The following is a 22,173-nucleotide window of genomic DNA, read 5'->3' on the forward strand; positions in this document are numbered from 1 at the left end:
TCTATGTTGAATGTGCCCCGGTCATCGCGGGCAAGCCCGCTCCCACAGTGATCGGGCCAGTTTCAGGAGTGAACTATGAGTGTTGATTTACCTGTCGACGGTACGCTCGACGCCACCGGCCTCAACTGCCCGGAACCGGTGATGATGCTGCACCAACACATCCGCGACCTGCCGCCCGGCGGTTTGCTCAAGGTCATCGCGACCGACCCGTCGACCCGTCGCGATATTCCCAAGTTTTGCGTGTTCCTGGACCACGAGCTGGTGGATCAGCAGGAGCAGGCCGGTACGTACCTGTACTGGATTCGCAAGAAGGTCGATTAAGCCAGCGCCGCAACGTGGCGAATCCGCCGGCGCGCGCTGCGTGCCAGGCGGATCACCAGCATCGCGGCGGCGCAGCTCAAGCCCACGATCAGCCCCTGCCACAAGCCACTCGGGCCCCTGGCGGCGCCCAGCCAGTCGGTCAGCCCCAGGGCGTAACCCACCGGCAGCCCCACACCCCAGTAAGCAAACAAGGTCAGCACCATGGTCACCCGTGTGTCCTGGTAGCCGCGCAACGCGCCGGCGGCCGTGACCTGGATCGCGTCGGAAAACTGGAACAGCGCGGCAAACACAATCAGCATCGACGCCACGTGAATCACCAGCGGGTCCGGCGTGTAGATCGTCGCAATCTGCTCGCGAAACAGTAGCATCAGGCTGCACGACAGGCAGGCGTAGGTCAGTGCCGTACCCATGCCGACCCCGGCGGCAAAGCGCGCTTCACGCGGCTCGCCACGGCCCAGGGCTTGGCCAACACGCACGGTCACGGCCATGCTCAGCGAGTAAGGGATCATGAATACCAGCGAGCTGAAGTTCAGCGCGATCTGGTGGCCGGCCACCACGTTGGCACCCAGGCTGCCGATCAGCAGGGCGATCACCGCAAAGATGCTGGATTCGGCAAATACCGCGATGCCAATCGGCAGGCCGATGCTCAGCACGCGCTTGATCACCGACCATTTTGGCCAGTCGAAGCGCTTGAACAACTCGCTGCTCTGGTAAGCCGGCGCCCAGCGGGTCCAGGCGGCCAGGCCGAGCATCATCACCCACATCACAATCGCCGTGGCCCAGCCACAGCCCACGCCGCCCATGGCCGGCACGCCGAAATGGCCATAGATGAACACGTAGTTCAGCGGAATATTCAGCGCCAGCCCGCACAGGCCCATGACCATGCTCGGCCGCGTTCGGCCCAGGCCATCACTGAAGCAGCGAAACACGTAATACAGAGCGATGGCGGGCATGCCGGAAGCGATGCCGTGCAAGTAGGCCATGCAGGGTTTGATCAGCTCGGGGTCGACGTTCATCGCATGCAGGATCGGCTCGGCGCTGACCAGCATCAGCAGCGCGGTGAGCCCGACCAGCACGGCCAGCCACAAGGATTGGCGCACCAACGGGCCAATCTCGGTGTGGCGGCCGGCGCCGAAGTGTTGGGCGACTTTCGGCGTGGTGGCCAGCAAGGTGCCGGTCATCAGCAGGTACACCGGAATCCAGATCGAGTTACCCAGGGCCACGGCCGCCAGGTCCCGAGGGCTTACACGCCCGGCCATCACCGCATCGACGAAGCCCATGGCGGTGGTCGCGAGCTGGCCGATCATGATCGGCAGGGCCAGGGTCAGCAGGCTGCGCACCTCACGGTTGACGCGGGCGGGGCGGGAGAGGGCGGCGGTGGCGGTGTTCACGTGCGGCTGTCCAGTAAAAGAGTTGCAAAGGACGGCGAAGTCTACGCGCTGACGCACGGGTCAGGAAAAAACCTGTGTTAGGGATTTGTAAGCGATCTTCAGGCAGGCGCTGAACCCCTGTGGGAACTGGGCTTGCCCGCGATAGCATCATCTCGGTATAGCTGATAGACCGTGGTGTCTGCATCGCAGGCAAGCCAGCTCCCACACAGGCCCGGCTCCCACATAAGCACTGCCCACCTGGCATCTGCGGTGTTACACAGATCGCATCCCTGTACACTGCTGGTCCGCGAAAGGAGCCTGCCATGTTGATTGTTGCCGACGAAAATATCCCGCTGCTCGATGCATTCTTCGAAGGGTTTGGCGAGATTCGCCGGGTGCCCGGCCGTTCCATCGACCGCGCCACGGTCGAGCAGGCCGATGTGCTGCTGGTGCGTTCGGTGACCAACGTCAACCGCGCGTTGTTGGAAGGCACAAAGGTACGCTTTGTCGGCACGTGCACCATCGGCACCGATCATTTGGACCTGGATTACTTCAAACAGGCCGGCATCAGTTGGTCCAGCGCGCCCGGCTGTAACGCGCGCGGCGTGGTGGACTATGTGCTGGGCAGCCTGCAGACCCTGGCTGAGATCGAGGGCGCCGACCTGAATCAGCGTACCTACGGCGTTGTCGGTGCCGGTGAAGTGGGCGGGCGGTTGGTCAAGGTGCTCAAGGGCCTGGGCTGGAACGTGCTGGTGTGCGACCCGCCGCGCCAGATTGCCCAAGACGGTGATTACGTCAGCCTGGAGCAGATCATCCAGCAGTGCGACGTGATCAGCCTGCACACGCCGCTGACCAAATCCGGCAACGGCTGCACTTGGCACTTATTCGATCGCGAGCGGCTCAACCGCCTCAAGCCCGGCACCTGGCTGATCAACGCCAGCCGTGGCCCGGTGGTGGACAACGCTGCGCTGCGGGAAGTGTTGCTGGAGCGTGAGGACCTGCAAGCGGTGTTGGACGTGTGGGAAGGCGAGCCCGAAGTGGATGTCGACCTGGCCGACCTGTGCGTGCTGGCCACTCCGCATATCGCCGGCTACAGTCTCGATGGCAAACAGCGCGGCACCGCGCAGATTTACCAGGCGTTCTGTGCCCATCTGGGCCAGGAGCCGAGCATTCATTTAAGTGATCTGCTGCCGCAACCGTGGCTGGCCGAGGTGCACTTGAACGCATCGACCGACCCGGCCTGGGCGCTGGCGACCTTGTGCCGCAGTGTGTACGACCCGCGCCGCGATGATGCGGATTTCCGTCGCAGCCTCGTAGGCACCGTGCAGGAGCAGCGCAAGGCGTTCGACCTGCTGCGCAAGCACTACCCGCAGCGCCGTGAGATTGATGGCCTGAAGGTGCGCATCAATGGCGAGTCGGCGGCGCTGTCGAACATCGTCTCGGCATTGGGCGCCATCACCCTTTAAAACAGGCATAAAAAACCCGGCCATCAAGGCCGGGTCACAAAGAGCTTAGGCGTATCAGCCTTGCTTGGCAGGCTTGACCAGTCGCTGTTCCAGCTCGCGGCACGCTTGCTGGATCATCTCTTCGGTAATCTGCACTTCGCGGCCTTGGGCGTCGATCACGGAGCAAGGCAGATACTGCGGTTGGCGGATCACTTCAATCTTGGCATCGCTGCTATTTTGCAAGGTCATGGCCTGTCTCCTCATCAGGTTGTGTACCTACTTTAATTCCCCCGCGTGACCGAGCTATTACAACTCCTTACAAGGTCATCGGTTAGAACATCCAGTCCACCAGAAACCGATACAAATTTCCAGCCAGGGGTTAGACCGATAGCCTCTAGCGGTCAGCATCGGCGGGCATAATTAACCTGACTCATTGTTATTCAGCCAAGTTCCCCCAATGTTGTGCTGTAGATACTTTTCCTGCACAGGTGCTGCCCTCCATGCTTTCAGTCCGTCAACGCCGCGCGATCCGCCTGGCCAGCCGCTTCATTGCGCCCTACCGCTGGCACGCGCTGGGTGCCCTGTTGGCGCTGATCGTCACGGCGGGCATCACCTTGTCCATGGGCCAGGGCATTCGCCTGTTGGTGGATCAGGGCTTTATGACGCAATCGCCGCACCTGCTCAACCAGTCCATCGGCTTGTTCATGATTCTGGTGTTGGGCCTGGCCGTGGGCACGTTTGCGCGGTTTTACCTGGTGTCGTGGATCGGCGAACGGGTGGTGGCGGACATTCGCCGGCAGGTGTTCAACCACCTGATCTACCTGCACCCAGGCTTTTACGAAAACAACCGCAGTTCGGAAATCCAGTCACGGCTGACCACCGACACCACCTTGCTGCAATCAGTGATCGGCTCGTCGCTGTCATTGTTTCTGCGCAACGCCTTGATGGTCATCGGCGGCATCGTGTTGCTGTTTGTCACCAACCCCAAGCTCACCAGTATCGTGGTGATCGCGCTGCCGCTGGTGCTGGCGCCGATCCTGATCTTCGGGCGCCGTGTGCGCAGCCTCTCGCGCCTGAGCCAGGACCGCATCGCCGACGTGGGCAGCTATGTGTCCGAGACCCTCGGCCAGATCAAGACCGTGCAGGCCTACAACCACCAAGTGCAGGACGAACAGCGCTTCGCCGTGACCGTGGAGGAGGCATTTGCCACGGCGCGCAAGCGCATCGCACAGCGCGCCTGGCTGATTACTTTGGTGATCATGCTGGTGCTGGGCGCTGTGGGCGTGATGCTCTGGGTCGGTGGTATGGACGTGATCAGCGGGCGTATTTCCGGTGGTGAGCTGGCGGCGTTCGTGTTCTACAGCCTGATCGTCGGCAGCGCTGTTGGCACCCTGAGCGAAGTGCTCGGCGAGCTGCAGCGCGCCGCCGGTGCCGCCGAGCGGATTGGCGAGTTGTTGCAGTCGAGTAACGAAATTCAGGCGCCTGCCGCCGGTACTGTGCAATTGCCGCAGCGCGTCAGCGGCCGCATGGAACTGCAAGACCTGCGCTTTTCCTACCCGTCGCGGCCCGACAGCTACGCCATCGATGGTGTGAGCCTGACCATCAATCCCGGCGAAACCCTGGCCTTGGTCGGCCCGTCCGGTGCCGGTAAATCGACGATTTTCGACCTGCTGCTGCGTTTCTACGACCCCCAGCAAGGCTGCATCCTGCTGGAAGGCCACGCACTGACCGAACTCGACCCGATGGACCTGCGCCGCCACTTCGCGTTGGTGTCCCAGAGCCCGGCGCTGTTTTTCGGCAGCGTCGAAGAAAACATTCGCTACGGCAACCCGTCCGCCACCACCGCCCAGGTCGAGGCTGCCGCGCGCATCGCCCACGCCCACGACTTCATCCTGCAAATGCCCGACGGCTACCAGACCCATCTCGGCGACGGCGGCATGGGCCTCTCCGGCGGTCAGCGCCAACGCCTGGCCATCGCCCGCGCGTTGCTGGTGGACGCACCGATCCTGCTGTTGGACGAAGCCACCAGCGCGCTGGATGCCCAGAGTGAACACTTGATCCAGCAGGCGTTGCCGCAACTGATGCAGGGCCGCACCACGTTGGTGATTGCGCATCGGTTGGCGACGGTGAAGAACGCCGATCGGATCGCGGTGATGGACCAGGGCAAGCTAGTGGCGGTAGGCACGCACCAGCAGTTGATAGCGAGCAATCCGCTGTATGCGCGGTTGGCGGCGTTGCAGTTCAGTGATGGGCTTGAGGTCGCCAATAGCGACGGCTGATGGCGAGCGGGTTTGCTGTGGCAAGCCCGCTCGCCACAAGACCCCCGCTCGCCACGGGGGTTGAGTCGCCAACAGTATGGCGACCTCCGGCCTAGGTGTTACTGATCATCAAAATACCGCTCATGCCAATCCACCAGCGGCTGCGGTGAGTTGAGCTTTTGCCCGTAGATCACCGAATAAGACAGCACGTTCTGCACATACTGGCGGGTTTCGTCGAATGGGATGCTTTCCACCCACACGTCGAAGCTCAGGTGGTCGGCACCACGCAGCCATTGGCGAACACGGCCGGGGCCGGCGTTGTAGGCGGCGGAGGCGAGTACGCGGTTGCCGTTGAACTGGCTGTGCACTTGGCTCAGGTAGGCCGCGCCGAGCTGGATGTTTTTGTCCGGGTCGAGCACCTGGGCCGGTGAGGCCAGCGGGATGCTGAACTTGCGCGCGGTTTCCTTGGCGGTGCCGGGCATCAGTTGCATCAGGCCGCTGGCGCCGACGCCGGAGCGGGCGTCGTCCATGAAGGCGCTTTCCTGGCGGGTGATAGCAAACACCCAGCTCGAATGCAGGCCACGCACCTTGGCTTCGCGCACCAAGGTGTCCCGGTGGGCCATCGGGAAGCGGATATCCAAATCGTCCCAGTACTGTGCCTGGCTGATGGTGCGGATCGCCGGGAAGTACCACTTCATGTCATAGGCCAGCTTGGCCTGGGCGACCATTTCATCGCGGTTGAAGTGACGGCTGACGTGATACCACTCGCGGCGGCCATCGACGATCTGGCCGCGCGCATAGAACTCCAGGGCACGGCGCACGCCGGGCGTGTTACGCACCTTGTTGATCAGCGCCTGGCTCATCACCAGTGGCTTGTTGTTCAACTGGTACGGCGCCTTGGAGCGGTCGGCGGCGAGGAAGCCATAGAAATCCCGCTCCCGCGACAGGTTTTTGTACAGCACCAGGGCTTGCGGGTTTTTTGGCTCGGCCAGTTCCAGGCTGCGAGCCTGCCAGTAGCGCCAGCGGTTGGTGGTGGCCAGGTCTTGTGGGAGTTTGCGGGTCAACTGGTAGGCGTCTTCCCAACGGGCCAGGCGCAACAGCAGGCGCAGGCGCCATTCGGAGACGGTGTTGTCACGCAACTCCGGGTCGTACTTGGTCATCACCTCAAGGGCGCGCGGGTCGAAGCGTTTAGCCAGGGTCAGGCCGATCTCGCGGGCGATTGCCACTTTTTCTTCACGGGAGAAGTGCATGCTGCTGGCATACCCGTCGAGCAGGGCCATGGCCTTCTCCGGGTCCTGGCGTGCCAAGCGGCGCAGGCCCAGGCCTACGGCGTCAGACATGGCCTCGCTGGCGGGCAGGAAGCGCGATGGATCGCTGAGCATGTCGGGCTTTTGCGCTACGTCGACCATCAGGCGGCCCTGGGCGCCGAGGGTTGGCAGGGTTTTCACCAGGCTGTTGGCCAGCGCGTAGTTGCGCGCTTCGGCGGCGAGCTTGGCGCGGTCCCAGATTTTTTGTTCGGTGAGTTGGCCAGCGGCGGCCCACTGGCCGAAGGTGGCGTCACAGGCGGCGGGTTGGGATTTGCCGGTCAGCCAGAGTTTTTCGGTGGTCTTGTAGCCTTCGGCTTTCAAGTTATGGGTGAGCTGGTACTGGCCATGCAGGCAGTCCAGTTCAACGAAATTGAGTTTGGCGTCGTAGTACTTTTCAAAGGTCTGCCAGTCGCCACGGTCGGCCAACCAGCGCAACCAGCGCAGTTTCATCCAGTTAGCCTGGGGCAGGTCGCCGTTTTTGGCGAGGAACTGTTCGATTTCCTCGTTGCTTGCGGTTTTCAGGCGCGCGGTCAGCTCGTCGTAGGCCAGGTACGGCGTGAGCGGGTAGTCGGCCAACGCCTGGCTGTATTGCATGTACGGGCCGCTGTCGCCTTTGGCGAGGGCGCGTTTGGCTTCATCGTAATATTGACGTTGGGTGGTGAGGTCCACGGCCTGGGCGGATTGAACGGCGGTGGCGGAAAGAAGCAGACAAGATAAAAAGTTGAAAAGGCGACTGCGCATGAGACGTCCGTGCAGAGAAATCACGACTAGCACCGGCACTGCCGACACTGATTACCCCTAGCTTAGCCTTTTGCCAGCGGCCGGCGAAAGCTTTGCCGGCCGGCTGGCTGAAGTTCAGCGTAAATGTCCTACAGAACGTGTCGATAGCGAAAATGCCGGCCGCATCCAACCCTCAAGTCAGGTAGAATGCGCGCCCAGTTTTTGGAGAAGCGTATGACCCTGCTCAAATTCAGCGATGTGTCCCTTGCTTTCGGCGCTATGCCGTTGTTGGACAAGGTGTCCTGGCAGATCGCCCGTGGTGAGCGGGTGTGCATCATCGGCCGCAACGGCACCGGCAAGTCCAGCATGATGAAGCTGGTTAAAGGCGACCAGAAGCCCGATGACGGCTCTGTTTGGCGCGCCCCGGGCCTGAAGATCGGCGAATTGCCGCAAGAATTGCCGGTGGCCGACGGACGGACAGTGTTCGACGTGGTTGCCGAAGGCCTCGACGGCGTCGGTGAGTTGCTCGCGCAATACCATCACCTGGCGCAGAACTGCGTCACCGAAGAAGACCTGGACAAGCTGATGCACGTCCAGCAAGACCTCGAAGCCCGTGATGGCTGGCGCTTGCAGCAACTGGTCGACAGCACCCTTAGCCGCCTGCAACTGCCGGCCGACAAGACCCTCGCCGAGTTGTCCGGTGGCTGGCGTCGTCGCGTGCTGCTGGCCCAGGCCCTGGTGTCCGAGCCGGACCTGCTGCTGCTCGACGAACCCACCAACCACCTGGACATCGGCGCAATCGCCTGGCTGGAAGAAGCCATCAAGGACTTCCAGGGCGCCGTGCTGTTTATCACGCACGACCGTGCCTTCCTGCAGAGCCTGGCAACGCGCATCCTTGAACTGGACCGTGGCGGCCTGATCGACTGGAACGGCGACTACGCCAGTTTCCTGGTGCACAAGGAAGCCGCACTGTCCGCTGAAGAAACCGCCAACGCGTTGTTCGACAAAAAGCTGGCTCAGGAAGAAGTCTGGATCCGCCAGGGCATCAAGGCCCGTCGCACCCGTAACGAAGGTCGCGTACGTGCCCTCAAGGCTCTGCGCAATGAGCGTAGCGAGCGTCGCGAACGCACTGGCAAGGCCAATATTCAGCTCGACACCGCCGACAAGTCGGGCAAGCAGGTTATGGTGCTGGAGAACGTCAGCTTCCATCACCCGGATGGCCCGTTCCTGATCAAGGACTTCTCCATGGTCCTGCAGCGCGGCGACCGTATCGGCCTGCTGGGCGCCAACGGTACCGGCAAGACCACCTTGCTCAAACTGATGCTCAATGGCCTGCAACCGACCAGCGGCACGGTAGAGGAGGGCACCAAGATCGACGTGGCCTACTTCGACCAGTTGCGCCACCAGTTGGACCTGGAAAAAACCGTGATCGACAACGTCGCCGAAGGCCGCGACTTTATCGACATCGACGGCCAGAGCCGCCACGTGCTGAGCTACCTGGGCGACTTCCTGTTCAGCCCACAGCGTGCACGTACGCCGGTGAAAGCCTTGTCCGGTGGTGAGCGTGCGCGCCTGCTGCTGGCCAAGCTGTTCAGCAAGCCGGCCAACCTGCTGGTACTCGACGAACCGACTAACGACCTTGACGTGGAAACCCTCGAGCTGCTGGAAGAGGTCTTGCTGACCTTCAACGGCACTGTGCTGATGGTCAGCCACGACCGGGCATTCCTCGACAACGTGGTCACCAGCACCCTGGTCTTCGAAGGTGAAGGCAAAGTGCGTGAATACGTCGGTGGTTATCAGGACTGGCTGCGTCAGGGCGGCTCGCCGCGCCTGCTGGGCGTGACCGAGAGCAAGTCCGGCAAAGCCGACTTGACCTCGGCAGTGGTGGCGGTTGCCGCTGCTGAACCGGCCCAGGAAGCTGCGCCGGCGGCCAAGAAGAAGCTCAGCTACAAGCTGCAACGCGAGCTGGAAGCCTTGCCGGGTGATATCGACGCCAAGGAACAGCAGATTGCCGCAGTAGAAGCGGACATGGCTGACGCAGGTTTCTACCTGCGCCCGGCGGCCGAAACCGCCAAGGTCATTGCTTCCCTGGAGACGTTGAACCAGGAGCTGGAAGTGTTGGTTGAGCGTTGGGCTGAGCTGGATGCCTGAGTGATTCAAGCGCATTAAAAAAACCGGCGCTCATTTATATGAGCGCCGGTTTTTTTGTATGAAATACACTTCAAATGTGGGAGCTGTGTCGCTCTTAAGCGCTTTTTACCAGCTTCACCGCCAGCACATCACACGGCGCGCCGTGCAACACATCATTGGCGGTCGAGCCCAGCAGCAATGCCAAGCCATGGCGGCCATGGCTGCCGACCACGATCAGGTCGCAGCCCTGTTCCTTGGCCAGGTGGTGGATTTCCTGGCGCGGCTGGCCGTAGGTGAGGTGCGAGTTCTCCTTGGTCACTTCCGGGTATTTGAGGATCAACCGCTCCAGGCGTTCTTTGGCCTGGTCAAACTGTTGTTGCTGCAACTGGGACAGATCCATGGGCACGTCGCCTCCAAAGGCCATGGCCATCGGCTCGACGATGTGCACCAGCGACAGTTTGGCGTCGCTGGCGACCGCGAAGGCGCGGGCGCGCTTGATGACTGGATCGCACTCTTCGGTCAGGTCTACGGCGACCAGAATATGTTCGTATGACATGGGGCGTTCCTCCAGGGGACTGCAATAAGTTCAGTATGGCTGCTTTCAAGCGGATGGGGTTGCGTCAAATCAAATCCGCTCATTTAGAAATTCGGGAGTACAGATATGACGGTCTGGATAGTGGTGTCAATCCTTCTAGTGGTTCTGAGCCCTCTGGCATGGCTGCGCCCCTCACGCCATCAGAGTGGGCGCATGGCCCTGCGGATGGAGGCGCGCCGCATCGGCCTGGCCATGCAGTTGGCACCCCAGGAGTGGCCGCACTGGCTCAAGCAGGAGCCGCCGAGCCCATGCGCGCAGTACTGCCGCCCACGGCGCGGGCGTACGCCGGCCATCTGGAGTTATTGGCAGTTGGAGCCGGGTGTGTGGGTCAATCAGTGGCGTGAGGTGTGCGTCGATGAAAAGTTGTTGGCGCATTTTGCGACGCTGCCGGACAACGTCTACAAGGTCGAGGCCGACAAGCAGATGATCGCCTTGTGCTGGGGCGAGAAGGGCGAGGCGAGTGTGTTGAAGGACATTGATACGTTGCTCAAGGCCCTGGCTTGATGTCTGTCAGATAAAAGCCAGGCAATAAAAAGCCCGACATCATCATCGGGCTGGAGTTGGCCAGGCAGGCCGGAAATCTGTGATTCACGCGTCGGATGTTCATCCAGGCGCATTAAGCTTGTCGCTAGCCTAGCGGCATATCCCGTTGTGTACAGCCTTTTCCCACAAATTTCAGACTATTGATTTCGTGAATATTTGAATATTGACGAGGCGCGGGCTTAGGGTGGGGGTTCTGAACTGACTGGAAAGTCGCGTTTTCCCTAGCCTTTCGAGCGATTGACAATTGCCCAGAATTGGATGAAGGTGGCGTACCCAAATCAAACGGGCGTATGAATTGAGCGTTTGTCTGTCAGACCGCTCATACAGAACCCCGACTAGCGCATTGGCGGGTGTGCCTGGCGAATGGGTGTGAGCATTGACGCAACTATCAATGTTTAACCATAGGCCAGCGTCCAGTGAGTACTGTTCAGCTTCCATATCGTGGAGATCAGTTGATGATTTACGAAGGTAAAGCCATCACGGTTAAGGCTCTTGAAAGTGGCATCGTCGAATTGAAATTCGACCTCAAGGGTGAGTCCGTCAACAAGTTCAACCGTCTAACCCTGAACGAACTGCGTCAGGCCGTAGACACCATCAAAGCAGATGCTTCGGTCAAGGGCGTGATCGTCTCCAGCGGCAAGGACGTGTTTATCGTCGGCGCTGACATCACCGAATTCGTCGACAACTTCAAGCTGCCCGATGCCGAGCTGGTGGCTGGCAACCTCGAAGCCAACAAGATCTTCAGCGATTTCGAAGACCTCAACGTGCCGACCGTTGCCGCAATCAATGGCATCGCGTTGGGCGGCGGCCTGGAAATGTGCCTGGCGGCAGACTTTCGCGTCATGTCGGCGACCGCCAAAATCGGCTTGCCTGAAGTCAAACTGGGCATCTACCCAGGTTTCGGCGGCACCGTACGCCTGCCGCGCATCATCGGTGCCGACAACGCCATCGAGTGGATTGCCGCGGGTAAGGAAAACCGTGCAGAAGACGCGCTGAAAGTCGGCGCCGTCGATGCTGTGGTTGCCCCGGACAAACTGGCCGAAGCGGCACTGAACCTGATCAAGGGCGCCATCAGCGGCGAATTTGACTACAAGGCCAAGCGTCAGCCGAAGCTGGAAAAGCTCAAGCTCAACGCCATCGAACAAATGATGTCGTTCGAAACCGCCAAAGGTTTCGTGGCGGGCCAAGCCGGCCCGAACTACCCGGCGCCGGTTGAAGCGATCAAGACCATCCAGAAAGCCGCGAACTTCGGTCGCGACAAAGCCTTGGAAGTGGAAGCTGCAGGCTTCGTCAAACTGGCGAAAACCTCGGCTGCCCAGAGCCTGATCGGCCTGTTCCTGAACGATCAGGAACTGAAGAAAAAGGCCAAGGCCTACGACGAAATCGCCAAAGACGTGAAACAGGCTGCCGTACTCGGCGCCGGTATCATGGGTGGCGGTATCGCCTATCAGTCGGCGTCCAAAGGCACGCCGATCCTGATGAAAGACATCAACGAGCACGGCATCGAGCAAGGCCTGGCAGAAGCCGCCAAGCTGCTGGTGGGCCGCGTTGATAAAGGCCGCATGACCGCTGCGAAAATGGCTGAAGTGCTTAATGGCATTCGTCCTACGCTGTCCTACGGCGATTTCGGCCACGTCGACCTGGTGGTCGAAGCGGTTGTCGAGAACCCGAAGGTCAAGCAAGCCGTACTGGCTGAAGTGGAAGCCCAGGTTAAGGAAGACACTATCCTGGCCTCGAACACCTCGACCATTTCCATCAGCTTGCTGGCCAAAGCCCTCAAGCGTCCGGAAAACTTCGTCGGCATGCACTTCTTCAACCCGGTGCACATGATGCCGCTGGTGGAAGTGATCCGTGGCGAGAAGTCCAGCGAGCTGGCAGTTGCCACCACCGTTGCCTACGCCAAGAAAATGGGCAAGAACCCGATTGTGGTCAACGACTGCCCGGGCTTTTTGGTCAACCGCGTGCTGTTCCCCTACTTCGGCGGTTTCGCCAAGTTGGTCAGCGCCGGTGTGGACTTCGTGCGTATCGACAAAGTCATGGAAAAATTCGGCTGGCCAATGGGCCCGGCGTACCTGATGGACGTGGTCGGCATCGACACCGGCCACCACGGTCGTGACGTCATGGCTGAAGGCTTCCCGGATCGCATGAAAGACGACCGCCGCTCGGCGATCGACGCGCTCTACGAGGCCAAGCGCCTGGGCCAGAAGAACGGCAAGGGCTTCTACGCCTACGAGGCTGACAAGAAGGGCAAGCAGAAGAAAGTGGCCGACCCGTCGGTTCACGAAGTACTCGCGCCGGTCATCTACGAACAGCGTGAGGTGTCCGATGAGGACATCATCAACTGGATGATGATCGCCCTGTGCCTGGAAACCGTGCGTTGCCTGGAAGACGGCATCGTTGAAACCGCCGCCGAAGCCGATATGGGCCTGGTGTACGGTATTGGTTTCCCTCCATTCCGTGGTGGTGCGCTGCGTTACATCGACTCGATCGGTGTGGCCGAGTTCGTTGCCCTGGCTGACAAATACGCTGATTTGGGCCCGCTGTACCACCCGACCGCGAAGCTGCGTGAAATGGCCAAGAATGGCCAGAGCTTCTTCGGTTAAGCGCCCAGACGAATAGAGCGAGAATATTTATGAGCTTGAATCCAAGAGACGTGGTGATTGTCGACTTCGGTCGCACACCGATGGGCCGCTCCAAGGGCGGCATGCACCGCAACACCCGTGCCGAAGACATGTCGGCGCACCTGATCAGCAAATTGCTGGAACGCAACGTCAAGGTCGACCCGAACGAAGTCGAAGACGTGATCTGGGGCTGCGTCAACCAGACCCTGGAACAGGGCTGGAACATCGCGCGCATGGCGTCGTTGATGACCCAGATCCCGCACACAGCCGCTGGCCAGACTGTCAGCCGCCTGTGCGGCTCGTCGATGAGCGCGCTGCACACCGCAGCGCAAGCGATCATGACCGGTAACGGCGATGTGTTCGTGGTCGGCGGCGTGGAGCACATGGGCCACGTCAGCATGATGCACGGCGTTGACCCTAACCCGCACATGTCGCTGTACGCGGCAAAAGCCTCGGGCATGATGGGCCTCACCGCAGAAATGCTCGGCAAAATGCACGGCATTACCCGTGAAGCCCAGGACGCATTCGGTGTGCGTTCCCACCAGCTCGCCCACAAGGCGACTGTGGAAGGCAAGTTCAAGGATGAAATCATCCCGATGAACGGCTACGACGAGAACGGTTTCCTGAAACTGTTCGACTACGACGAAACCATTCGTCCGGACACCACCCTGGAAAGCCTGGCGGCCCTCAAACCTGCCTTCAATCCAAAGGGCGGTACCGTGACTGCCGGTACTTCGTCGCAAATCACTGACGGTGCTTCGTGCATGATCGTGATGTCGGCGCAGCGTGCCCAGGACCTGGGTATCCAGCCGCTGGCGGTGATCCGTTCGATGGCAGTGGCGGGTGTGGACCCGGCGATCATGGGCTATGGTCCAGTACCGGCCACACAAAAAGCCTTGAAGCGCGCGGGCCTGACCATCTCCGATATCGACTTCTTCGAGCTCAACGAAGCTTTCGCCGCACAGGCCTTGCCAGTGCTGAAAGATTTGAAAGTACTCGACAAGATGAACGAGAAGGTTAACCTGCACGGCGGTGCGATTGCCCTGGGCCACCCATTCGGTTGCTCCGGTGCGCGTATTTCCGGCACTTTGCTTAACGTGATGAAGCAAAATGGCGGCAACCTTGGGGTTGCAACCATGTGCATTGGTCTCGGCCAAGGCATTTCCACCGTCTTCGAACGCGTCTAAGCGTTAGGTTGACGGAAGCCGGGGCCCAGTGCCCCGGTTTTTGTTTTTTGGAATTTTTAATATTTTTTTTAATAAATTTTGTAAGAGGGCCAGAGCATGAAAGTCGAACCAGGGCTCTACCAACATTATAAGGGGCCGCAGTACCGCGTTTTTAACGTGGCACGGCACTCCGAGACCGAAGAAGAAGTGGTGTTTTACCAAGCACTGTATGGCGATTACGGCTTTTGGGTACGCCCGTTGAGCATGTTCCTGGAGACCGTCGAAGTTGACGGCGAGCAGGTCCCGCGCTTTGCTTTGGTCCAGGTCGAACCCAGTCTTTTTTCAGGGCAATAACGGCAGGCCGCGCAGAATGCTGCGCTTGACCTCACCTTGTTGCCACTATATATAGCGTTGCCGCGACAGGCGCCAACTGCCTTTCACTTCTCGAATTCAGGAATTTTCCGATCCATGGGCAAATCGCTGGTCATTGTGGAATCCCCGGCTAAGGCCAAGACCATCAACAAGTACTTGGGTAACGAGTACGTGGTGAAGTCGAGTATCGGCCATATCCGAGACCTGCCCACCAGCGGTTCGGCTAGCGCCAGCAAGGAGCCTGCCGCCAAGCGCGGCAAGGCCGCCGCGGGCGAAGGTCCGGTGCTCACCCCTAAAGAGAAAGCGCGTAAGCAGCTGGTCTCGCGCATGGGTGTGGACCCGGAACATGGCTGGAAGGCCAAGTACGAGATCCTTCCTGGCAAGGAAAAGGTCATTGAAGAGCTGCGCCGGCTCGCCAAGGATGCTGACACCATCTATCTCGCGACGGACTTGGACCGCGAAGGGGAAGCCATTGCCTGGCACCTGCGGGAAGCCATCGGCGGTGATGACAGCCGCTACAAGCGTGTGGTGTTCAACGAAATCACCAAGAAAGCCATCCAGGAAGCCTTCTCCAAGCCCGGCGAACTGGACATCGACCGCGTCAACGCCCAGCAGGCACGGCGTTTCCTCGACCGCGTCGTGGGCTACATGGTTTCGCCGCTGCTGTGGGCGAAAATCGCCCGTGGCCTGTCCGCCGGCCGTGTGCAATCGGTTGCGGTAAAGCTGGTGGTGGAGCGTGAGCGCGAGATTCGTGCGTTCAACCCCGAAGAGTATTGGGAAGTCCACGCTGACCTCGGCACTGCCAAGGGCGCCAACGTGCGCTTTGACGTGGCCCGTGAGAAAGGCGAGGCTTTCAAGCCGCTGAACGAAGCCCAGGCCATGGCCGCGCTGGAAAAGCTCAAGGCTTCCAGCTACAGCATCGTCAAGCGTGAAGACAAACCGACCAGCAGCAAGCCGTCGGCGCCGTTCATCACCTCCACCCTGCAACAGGCTGCGAGTAACCGCCTGGGCTTCGGTGTGAAGAAAACCATGATGATGGCCCAGCGTTTGTACGAAGCCGGCTACATCACTTATATGCGTACTGACTCCACCAACCTGTCGCAAGACGCGGTGGCGATGGCGCGTACCTATATTGAAACCGAGTTCGGCAAGAAGTACCTGCCGGAGAAGCCAAACGTCTACAGCAGCAAAGAAGGCGCACAGGAGGCTCACGAAGCGATTCGTCCTTCCGACGCCAACACTGAGCCAAGCAAGCTGACGGGCATGGAGCGCGACGCTGAGCGCCTCTACGAGCTGATCTGGCGCCAGTTCCTGGCCTGCCAGATGCTGCCGGCGCAATACCTGTCCACCACCGTCAGTGTGGGCGCAGGCGACTTCGAGCTGCGTGCCAAGGGCCGTATCCTCAAGTTCGACGGCTACACCCGCGTGATGCCGCAAATCGCCAAGCCAGGCGACGACGATGTACTGCCGGACATGGCCCAGGGCGACACGTTGAAGCTGATCAAGCTCGACCCGTCCCAGCACTTCACCAAGCCGCCGGCGCGTTATTCGGAAGCCAGCCTGGTAAAAGAGATGGAAAAACGCGGTATCGGTCGTCCTTCGACGTACGCTGCGATCATCTCGACCATCCAGGACCGTGGCTACGTTGCGCTGCACAACCGTCGTTTCTACTCGGAAAAAATGGGCGACATCGTTACCGAGCGCCTGTCCGAGAGCTTCTCCAACCTGATGGACTACGGCTTCACCGCCGGCATGGAAGAGAACCTCGATGACGTGGCCCAGGGCGAACGCGACTGGAAAAACGTACTGGATGAGTTCTACGGCGACTTCAAGAAGAAGCTGGAAGTAGCCGAAAGCCCTGAGAGCGGCATGCGTGCTAACCAGCCGGTGATGACTGACATCCCGTGCCTGACCTGTGGCCGTCCGATGCAGATTCGTACTGCGTCCACCGGCGTGTTCCTCGGTTGCTCGGGCTACAGCCTGCCGCCGAAAGAGCGCTGCAAGGCCACCGTTAACCTGGTGCCGGGTGATGAAATCGCTGCTGACGACGAGGGTGAATCCGAGTCGCTGGTATTGCGTGGCAAGCACCGTTGCCCGATCTGCAGCACGGCGATGGACGCTTACCTGCTCGACGAGAAGCACAAGTTGCACATCTGCGGTAACAACCCGGATTGCGACGGCTACGAGATCGAAGAGGGCAGCTACCGCATCAAGGGCTACGAAGGCCCGAGCCTGGAATGCGACAAGTGCGGCAGCGAGATGCAGCTCAAGACCGGCCGTTTCGGCAAGTTCTTCGGTTGCACCAACCCGACGTGCAAGAACACCCGCAAACTGCTGAAAAGCGGTGACGCGGCGCCGCCGAAGATGGACCCGGTGAAGATGCCCGAACTCAAGTGCGAGAAGGTCAACGACACCTACATCCTGCGTGACGGCGCTTCGGGCTTGTTCCTGGCTGCCAGCCAGTTCCCGAAAAACCGCGAGACCCGTGCGCCATTGGTCATGGAAATCGTGCCGCACAAAGACGAGATCGATCCGAAGTACCACTTCCTGTGTGAAGCGCCGAAGAAGGATCCCGACGGTCGCCCGTCCGTGATCCGCTACAGCCGCAAAACCAAGGAGCAGTACGTGCAGACCGAAGTGGACGGTAAGCCTACCGGCTGGAAAGCGTTCTACGACGGTGGCAAGTGGAAGGTCGAGGACAAGCGCCAGGGCGCTTGATCGACGAGCCTGCAAAACATAAAGGTCGCCCGCAAAGGCGGCCTTTTTTTGCGCTTGCAGGAAACTTGGCTGATCCGTGACACTGTTCAGCCAGCACCATGCTTATTTCGTTGTGGAGACTGCCGTTATGGCCAACGAACTCTATACCCGTACCAATCAGAAAATTTACTTCGCGGGTTTGTCCCTGGAGGCCCTTGGCCGTGCCGAGGAAGGGAAGGAGATGAATGCCATCGCGCTGGTCCAGGCCGGGCGTGAGGCGGCGTTGTTCCACCTGTACGGTGCCCTGCTGGGCCTGTGCCATGAAATTGCCGGGTTCTACCGCTTGCCCCAGGCCGGTGCGCCCCGTGCAGAGATGATCGTGAACCGCGGCGTGCTGGAAAGCATGGCGATTCCTGAGCTGGCCGAGCTGGTGGAAATGGCCCAGAGCCCTGACAGTTGGATTGCCCGCCTGCTCAAGGCGCATGCCGACATGTTCCAGCCGCCACGCGTTCCTCATGTGCCCAAGGGGGATGTGACACAGCCGCTGATCGTGGCCGTTGCCCTGGAAGAAGATGAGCCCAAGCCATTGAGCCGCGAAGAGCTGGAGGGCTGGCGTCAGGAGCTGAAGAAGATGGCGCTGCGGTTTCGCGAAGGCTTGAACGAGTGCTGAGAGGTTTGCACTAAGCAAATGTGGGAGCTGGCTTGCCTGCGATAGCGGTGGGTCAGTTTGCGGGTCATTGGCTGATACACCGCTATCGCAGGCAAGCCAGCTCCCACATTGATAGGCGTGTTCCCGAGAGCACCATTCATCAAGCCGTAAAGAAACCTGTTCAGATCCTCACCGAGGCTGAGTGGATGACTGATATAATCCCGGCCTTTCGTGGAGAACAGACTTTTATGCCAACGTCCTTTCTGGAAATTGTTGAACTGCCTGACGGCCGAATTGAGCTGCGCCGGGCTGAGGACGAGGGTTCTCTAGTAATTTTGGATTTTTCCGAAGACGCAAAAGCGTTCCTGCAAGGCCAGCACGTGGAAGTAGCAAAAGCCATGTTGAGCGTCGGTGTGCAGATGGCCGGTCGCCTGGCAGAAGGCGAGCCGGAGAAGGACGACGGGCCGCGGGTTCTTCACTGAGTTTGTGATAATAGTGAGCGGGCTTGTTGCTGCAGCAGGCGGGCTTCTGTGGCGAGCGGGCTTGCCCCGCGTTGGGCTGCGAAGCGGCCCCAAATAGGTTTGACGCGGTACATCAGGTATTCCACGGTGCTTGGTTTTGGGCCGCTTCGCAGCCCAGCGCGGGGCGAGCCCGCTCGCCACAACAAGCATGCAGGCCACAAAAGCCCCTCCACAGGGCTAGCCTGCGCACATCCTATTACCCCAACCGAATATTCAAGCTCTGCGCATCGCCCGTACGTGCGGCGCTGATCAGTTGTTGCTTGGCTGTAGCATTCAACGGGTTCAACCAACTCACCACCGTATGGCTACGGCCCAGGCGCAAGGCTTCGCAGGTCAACTGCTGGGCACTTTGCATGCCGCGCGGCTGCAGCAACAGAATGCGCTCGCGATTGAGGCCGGCGTCCCGCAGCCAGGCCTGGGTCAGGCTGGCGGGCGGGGCGATCAGCGTCAGCCAGCGCGCGTCCTGCTCCTCGCTCAGTTCGCGAAGGATCGGCGCCAGTAGGCTCAGGCAGCTCCCGGCTGCACCGCGCAACGACAGTTCACTGAACGCCTCAGGTTCGGAGCCCCACGGGGCCTCGACCGTTTCCTTGAGGATGGGCGCAAGGGGTTGGGCCATAAAGGCCTCGAACAGCGACAGTTGTGTGTGTTGTGGGGTGTGCACGAGCTGCATGGTGCCTCCTTTAGCGGCGAATGACGCCGACGCTCAAGCCTTCGATCACCAGGTCCTGATCTTTCAGGTTCACTTCAATCGGGGCGAACTCAGGGTTCTCGGCCAATAGCCAGACCTTGCTGCCTTCGCGCTTGAAGCGTTTTACGGTGACTTCATCGCCGATACGCGCGACGACGATCTGGCCATTACGGGCTTCACGAGTGGTATGGACGGCCAGCAGGTCACCGTCGAAAATGCCCACGTCCTTCATGCTCATGCCGTGTACGCGCAACAGGTAGTCGGCACGCGGATGGAAGAAGGTCGGGTTGATGTTGCAGGACTCCTCGACGTGCTGCTGCGCCAGGATCGGCGCACCGGCGGCGACGCGACCGATGATCGGCAGGGTCGACTCGTCGGCCTTGGCTTCGAAGCCAGGGATGCGAATACCGCGTGACGCACCTGGGGTCATCTCGATCGCGCCTTTGCGGGCGAGGGCCTTGAGGTGTTCTTCAGCGGCGTTGGGGGATTTGAACCCCAGCTCCAGCGCAATTTCCGCTCGGGTCGGCGGGTAGCCGTTGTCATCGAGGCAGCGCTTGATAAAAGCCAGAATCTCAGCTTGGCGTGGCGTCAGTTTTAGCATGTTGATCGCTCTGTCTTTTTATACAGTGACTGGGATTATATACAGTGAACTGCGCTTGGCAATCATCCTTTTTTAGCACTCCGCTGGACGGTCATTCGCCACCCGTCCTACAAGGCAGAGACAGCGCTGCCTACAGAGCGAGAAGGATGTGATTAAATAGCGATGAAATAGATGACTGCCCGGCCGGAAAACGGACTCGCAGGCTTGACAAGACACACCCTGAAACGTATGTTTCAAACAAGTGTTTGTCAGGCGGAGTAGCCATGGCCCAGTCGGAAACCGTTGAACGCATTCTCGATGCTGCCGAGCAATTGTTCGCGGAAAAAGGATTTGCTGAAACTTCATTGCGGCTGATCACCAGCAAGGCTGGGGTCAACCTCGCCGCAGTGAATTACCATTTCGGCTCGAAAAAAGCCCTGATCCAGGCGGTGTTCTCGCGCTTTCTGGGGCCGTTCTGCGCCAGCCTCGACCGTGAGTTGGAGCGCCGCCAGACCAAGCCTGATAACAAGCCGAGCCTGGAAGAATTGCTGGAAATCTTGGTTGAGCAAGCGCTGGTGGTTCAACCGCGTAGCGGCAATGACCTGTCGATCTTCATGCGTTTGCTGGGCCTGGCCTTCAGCCAGAGCCAGGGTCACTTGCGGCGTTACCTGGAAGACATGTACGGCAAAGTTTTCCGTCGCTACATGTTGCTGGTCAACGAAGCTGCGCCGCGTATTCCACCGATCGAACTGTTCTGGCGCGTGCACTTCATGCTCGGTGCTGCCGCGTTCAGCATGTCCGGCATCAAAGCCTTGCGTGCGATTGCCGAGACCGATTTCGGCGTCAACACCTCGATAGAGCAGGTGATGCGCCTGATGGTGCCGTTCCTTGCCGCCGGCATGCGCGCCGAAACCGGCGTCACCGACCAAGCCATGGCTGCTGCGCAATTGCGCCCCCGCAGCAAATCCACGCCGGCCACTGCCAAGGCATGATCGCCCGGGTGTGCGCGGCCGCTTGCATCCGCTAAGCTAGCTGCCATGCCGATTTCAGCTATTTACTCGCAACCCGTTGTGCTCGCTGCGCTTATCGCGCCACGTGAGGGCAACGGGTTGTGTGCGTTATTTAAGGAAGGTTTATGACTGCAGCCCTGCAAGGTTCTTTAATGGTCGACGTTGCCGGTACCTGGCTGACGGCCGAGGATCGCCACCTGTTGCGTCAGCCTGAAGTGGGCGGCCTGATCATTTTTGCGCGCAATATCGAGCACCCACGCCAGGTGCGCGAGTTGAGCGCGGCGATTCGTGCGGTGCGTCCCGACTTGCTGCTGGCCGTCGACCAGGAAGGCGGTCGCGTGCAACGTCTGCGCCAAGGTTTTGTGCGCCTGCCGGCCATGCGCGCGTTGGCAGATAACCCGAATGCCGAATACCTGGCCGAGCAGTGCGGCTGGATCATGGCCACAGAAGTGCTGGCGGTCGGCCTTGATCTGAGCTTCGCTCCGGTACTGGACCTGGACTACCAGCGCAGTGCCGTGGTCGGCACCCGTTCCTTTGAAGGCGACCCCGAGCGCGCCGCTGTGCTCGCCGGTGCATTCATGCGCGGCATGAACAGCGCCGGCATGGCTGCCACCGGCAAACACTTCCCAGGCCACGGGTGGGCCGAGGCGGATTCCCACGTCGCGATTCCCAATGATGAACGCAGCCTGGAACAGATTCGCGCCAATGACCTGGTGCCTTTCGCACGCCTGAGCAAGCAATTGGCCGCCGTAATGCCTGCGCACGTCATCTACCCGCAGGTTGATGCCCAGCCGGCTGGTTTCTCGCGCCGCTGGTTGCAGGACATTCTGCGTGGCGAGTTGCAGTTTGATGGGGTGATTTTCAGCGATGACCTGTCCATGGCCGGGGCGCATGTGGTTGGGGATGCGGCCAGCCGGATTGAAGCGGCGCTGACGGCCGGTTGCGACATGGGGTTGGTGTGTAACGATCGTGCGGCTGCTGAGCTGGCACTGAGCGCGGCACAGCGCATGAAGGTCACCCCTTCGGCGCGGATTGCGCGGATGCGTGGGCAGGCGATTGCTTCGACGGACTACAAGCAGGATCCGCGTTGGCTGACAGCGCTTACTGCGTTGCGGGATGCTCAGTTGATCGAGTGACAAGACGTGTTTGTTAAGAGCAAAAAACGTCGGAAATATCGGAA

The 22,173-nt window shown here is 60.3% G+C and carries 19 protein-coding genes; 13 read left to right on the plus strand and 6 right to left on the minus strand.

The window, feature by feature from the left end; all coding sequences use genetic code 11:
• Window positions 1-75: 75 nt before the first annotated feature.
• A complete protein-coding gene (gene tusA / locus K0P33_RS09395) occupies window positions 76-321 on the plus strand; it encodes a sulfurtransferase TusA (protein ID WP_094951171.1) in 246 nt (81 codons plus the stop codon).
• On the opposite strand, the gene K0P33_RS09400 is transcribed toward tusA, so the two are convergent.
• Window positions 318-1,712, minus strand: coding sequence for an MATE family efflux transporter (locus K0P33_RS09400; RefSeq protein WP_242154974.1), 1,395 nt, complete (start codon window positions 1,710-1,712; stop codon window positions 318-320). The genes tusA and K0P33_RS09400 overlap by 4 nt on opposite strands.
• A gap of 302 nt (window positions 1,713-2,014) precedes the next feature.
• Between K0P33_RS09400 and pdxB the strand changes: the two genes are divergently transcribed.
• Window positions 2,015-3,157: a 4-phosphoerythronate dehydrogenase PdxB gene (gene pdxB / locus K0P33_RS09405; RefSeq protein WP_242154975.1), complete on the plus strand. Its 1,143-nt coding sequence runs from the start codon at window positions 2,015-2,017 to the stop codon at window positions 3,155-3,157.
• A gap of 54 nt (window positions 3,158-3,211) precedes the next feature.
• Here pdxB and K0P33_RS09410 read toward each other — a convergent pair whose 3' ends face one another.
• Entirely contained in the window at window positions 3,212-3,385 is a 174-nt protein-coding gene (locus K0P33_RS09410; protein ID WP_176462939.1) for a PA1571 family protein, read from the minus strand.
• 242 nt (window positions 3,386-3,627) lie between these two features.
• Here K0P33_RS09410 and K0P33_RS09415 point away from each other — a divergent pair, with 242 nt between their 5' ends.
• Window positions 3,628-5,415, plus strand: coding sequence for an ABC transporter transmembrane domain-containing protein (locus tag K0P33_RS09415; RefSeq protein WP_242156023.1), 1,788 nt, complete (start codon window positions 3,628-3,630; stop codon window positions 5,413-5,415).
• Window positions 5,416-5,513: 98 nt separating this feature from the next.
• Here the strand turns inward: K0P33_RS09415 and K0P33_RS09420 are convergent, their stop codons facing one another.
• The gene (locus K0P33_RS09420) at window positions 5,514-7,442 is read right to left on the minus strand and encodes a transglycosylase SLT domain-containing protein (RefSeq protein ID WP_242154976.1); all 1,929 of its coding nucleotides are present in this window, start codon (window positions 7,440-7,442) and stop codon (window positions 5,514-5,516) included.
• 213 nt (window positions 7,443-7,655) lie between these two features.
• Between K0P33_RS09420 and K0P33_RS09425 the strand changes: the two genes are divergently transcribed.
• Window positions 7,656-9,572, plus strand: coding sequence for an ATP-binding cassette domain-containing protein (locus K0P33_RS09425; RefSeq protein WP_094951166.1), 1,917 nt, complete (start codon window positions 7,656-7,658; stop codon window positions 9,570-9,572).
• A gap of 94 nt (window positions 9,573-9,666) precedes the next feature.
• Here K0P33_RS09425 and K0P33_RS09430 read toward each other — a convergent pair whose 3' ends face one another.
• Window positions 9,667-10,107: a universal stress protein gene (locus K0P33_RS09430; protein ID WP_094951165.1), complete on the minus strand. Its 441-nt coding sequence runs from the start codon at window positions 10,105-10,107 to the stop codon at window positions 9,667-9,669.
• 105 nt (window positions 10,108-10,212) lie between these two features.
• On the opposite strand from K0P33_RS09430, the gene K0P33_RS09435 reads away from it, so the two are divergent.
• From K0P33_RS09435 to K0P33_RS09465, 7 genes are all read left to right on the plus strand, one after another.
• Complete coding sequence (locus K0P33_RS09435) at window positions 10,213-10,650, plus strand: hypothetical protein (RefSeq protein WP_242154977.1); 438 nt, start codon at window positions 10,213-10,215, stop codon at window positions 10,648-10,650.
• A gap of 494 nt (window positions 10,651-11,144) precedes the next feature.
• The gene (fadB, locus tag K0P33_RS09440) at window positions 11,145-13,292 is read left to right on the plus strand and encodes a fatty acid oxidation complex subunit alpha FadB (RefSeq protein WP_083359563.1); all 2,148 of its coding nucleotides are present in this window, start codon (window positions 11,145-11,147) and stop codon (window positions 13,290-13,292) included.
• Window positions 13,293-13,321: 29 nt separating this feature from the next.
• The gene (fadA, locus tag K0P33_RS09445) at window positions 13,322-14,497 is read left to right on the plus strand and encodes an acetyl-CoA C-acyltransferase FadA (RefSeq protein ID WP_026136849.1); all 1,176 of its coding nucleotides are present in this window, start codon (window positions 13,322-13,324) and stop codon (window positions 14,495-14,497) included.
• A gap of 96 nt (window positions 14,498-14,593) precedes the next feature.
• On the plus strand, window positions 14,594-14,830 hold the full coding sequence (locus K0P33_RS09450) for a DUF1653 domain-containing protein (RefSeq protein WP_017137419.1): 237 nt from the start codon (window positions 14,594-14,596) through the stop codon (window positions 14,828-14,830).
• Window positions 14,831-14,944: 114 nt separating this feature from the next.
• On the plus strand, window positions 14,945-17,566 hold the full coding sequence (topA, locus tag K0P33_RS09455) for a type I DNA topoisomerase (RefSeq protein ID WP_094951163.1): 2,622 nt from the start codon (window positions 14,945-14,947) through the stop codon (window positions 17,564-17,566).
• A 127-nt stretch (window positions 17,567-17,693) separates the two neighbouring features.
• The gene (locus tag K0P33_RS09460; protein ID WP_242154978.1) at window positions 17,694-18,215 is read left to right on the plus strand and encodes a DUF6586 family protein; all 522 of its coding nucleotides are present in this window, start codon (window positions 17,694-17,696) and stop codon (window positions 18,213-18,215) included.
• 227 nt (window positions 18,216-18,442) lie between these two features.
• A complete protein-coding gene (locus K0P33_RS09465; protein WP_053255041.1) occupies window positions 18,443-18,676 on the plus strand; it encodes a hypothetical protein in 234 nt (77 codons plus the stop codon).
• A 235-nt stretch (window positions 18,677-18,911) separates the two neighbouring features.
• Here K0P33_RS09465 and sulA read toward each other — a convergent pair whose 3' ends face one another.
• On the minus strand, window positions 18,912-19,385 hold the full coding sequence (gene sulA / locus K0P33_RS09470) for an SOS-induced cell division inhibitor SulA (RefSeq protein WP_048725723.1): 474 nt from the start codon (window positions 19,383-19,385) through the stop codon (window positions 18,912-18,914).
• Between the two features lie 10 nt (window positions 19,386-19,395).
• Window positions 19,396-20,004: a transcriptional repressor LexA gene (gene lexA, locus K0P33_RS09475; RefSeq protein WP_003172575.1), complete on the minus strand. Its 609-nt coding sequence runs from the start codon at window positions 20,002-20,004 to the stop codon at window positions 19,396-19,398.
• A gap of 263 nt (window positions 20,005-20,267) precedes the next feature.
• Between lexA and K0P33_RS09480 the strand changes: the two genes are divergently transcribed.
• Both K0P33_RS09480 and nagZ read left to right on the plus strand, forming a co-directional pair.
• On the plus strand, window positions 20,268-20,975 hold the full coding sequence (locus K0P33_RS09480; RefSeq protein WP_094951161.1) for a TetR/AcrR family transcriptional regulator: 708 nt from the start codon (window positions 20,268-20,270) through the stop codon (window positions 20,973-20,975).
• Window positions 20,976-21,118: 143 nt separating this feature from the next.
• Window positions 21,119-22,129, plus strand: a complete 1,011-nt coding sequence (nagZ, locus tag K0P33_RS09485; RefSeq protein ID WP_242154979.1) for a beta-N-acetylhexosaminidase — start codon at window positions 21,119-21,121, stop codon at window positions 22,127-22,129.
• Window positions 22,130-22,173 lie beyond the last annotated feature (44 nt).

The sequence above is a fragment of the Pseudomonas sp. ArH3a genome (assembly GCF_022648765.1).
Lineage (GTDB): Bacteria > Pseudomonadota > Gammaproteobacteria > Pseudomonadales > Pseudomonadaceae > Aquipseudomonas.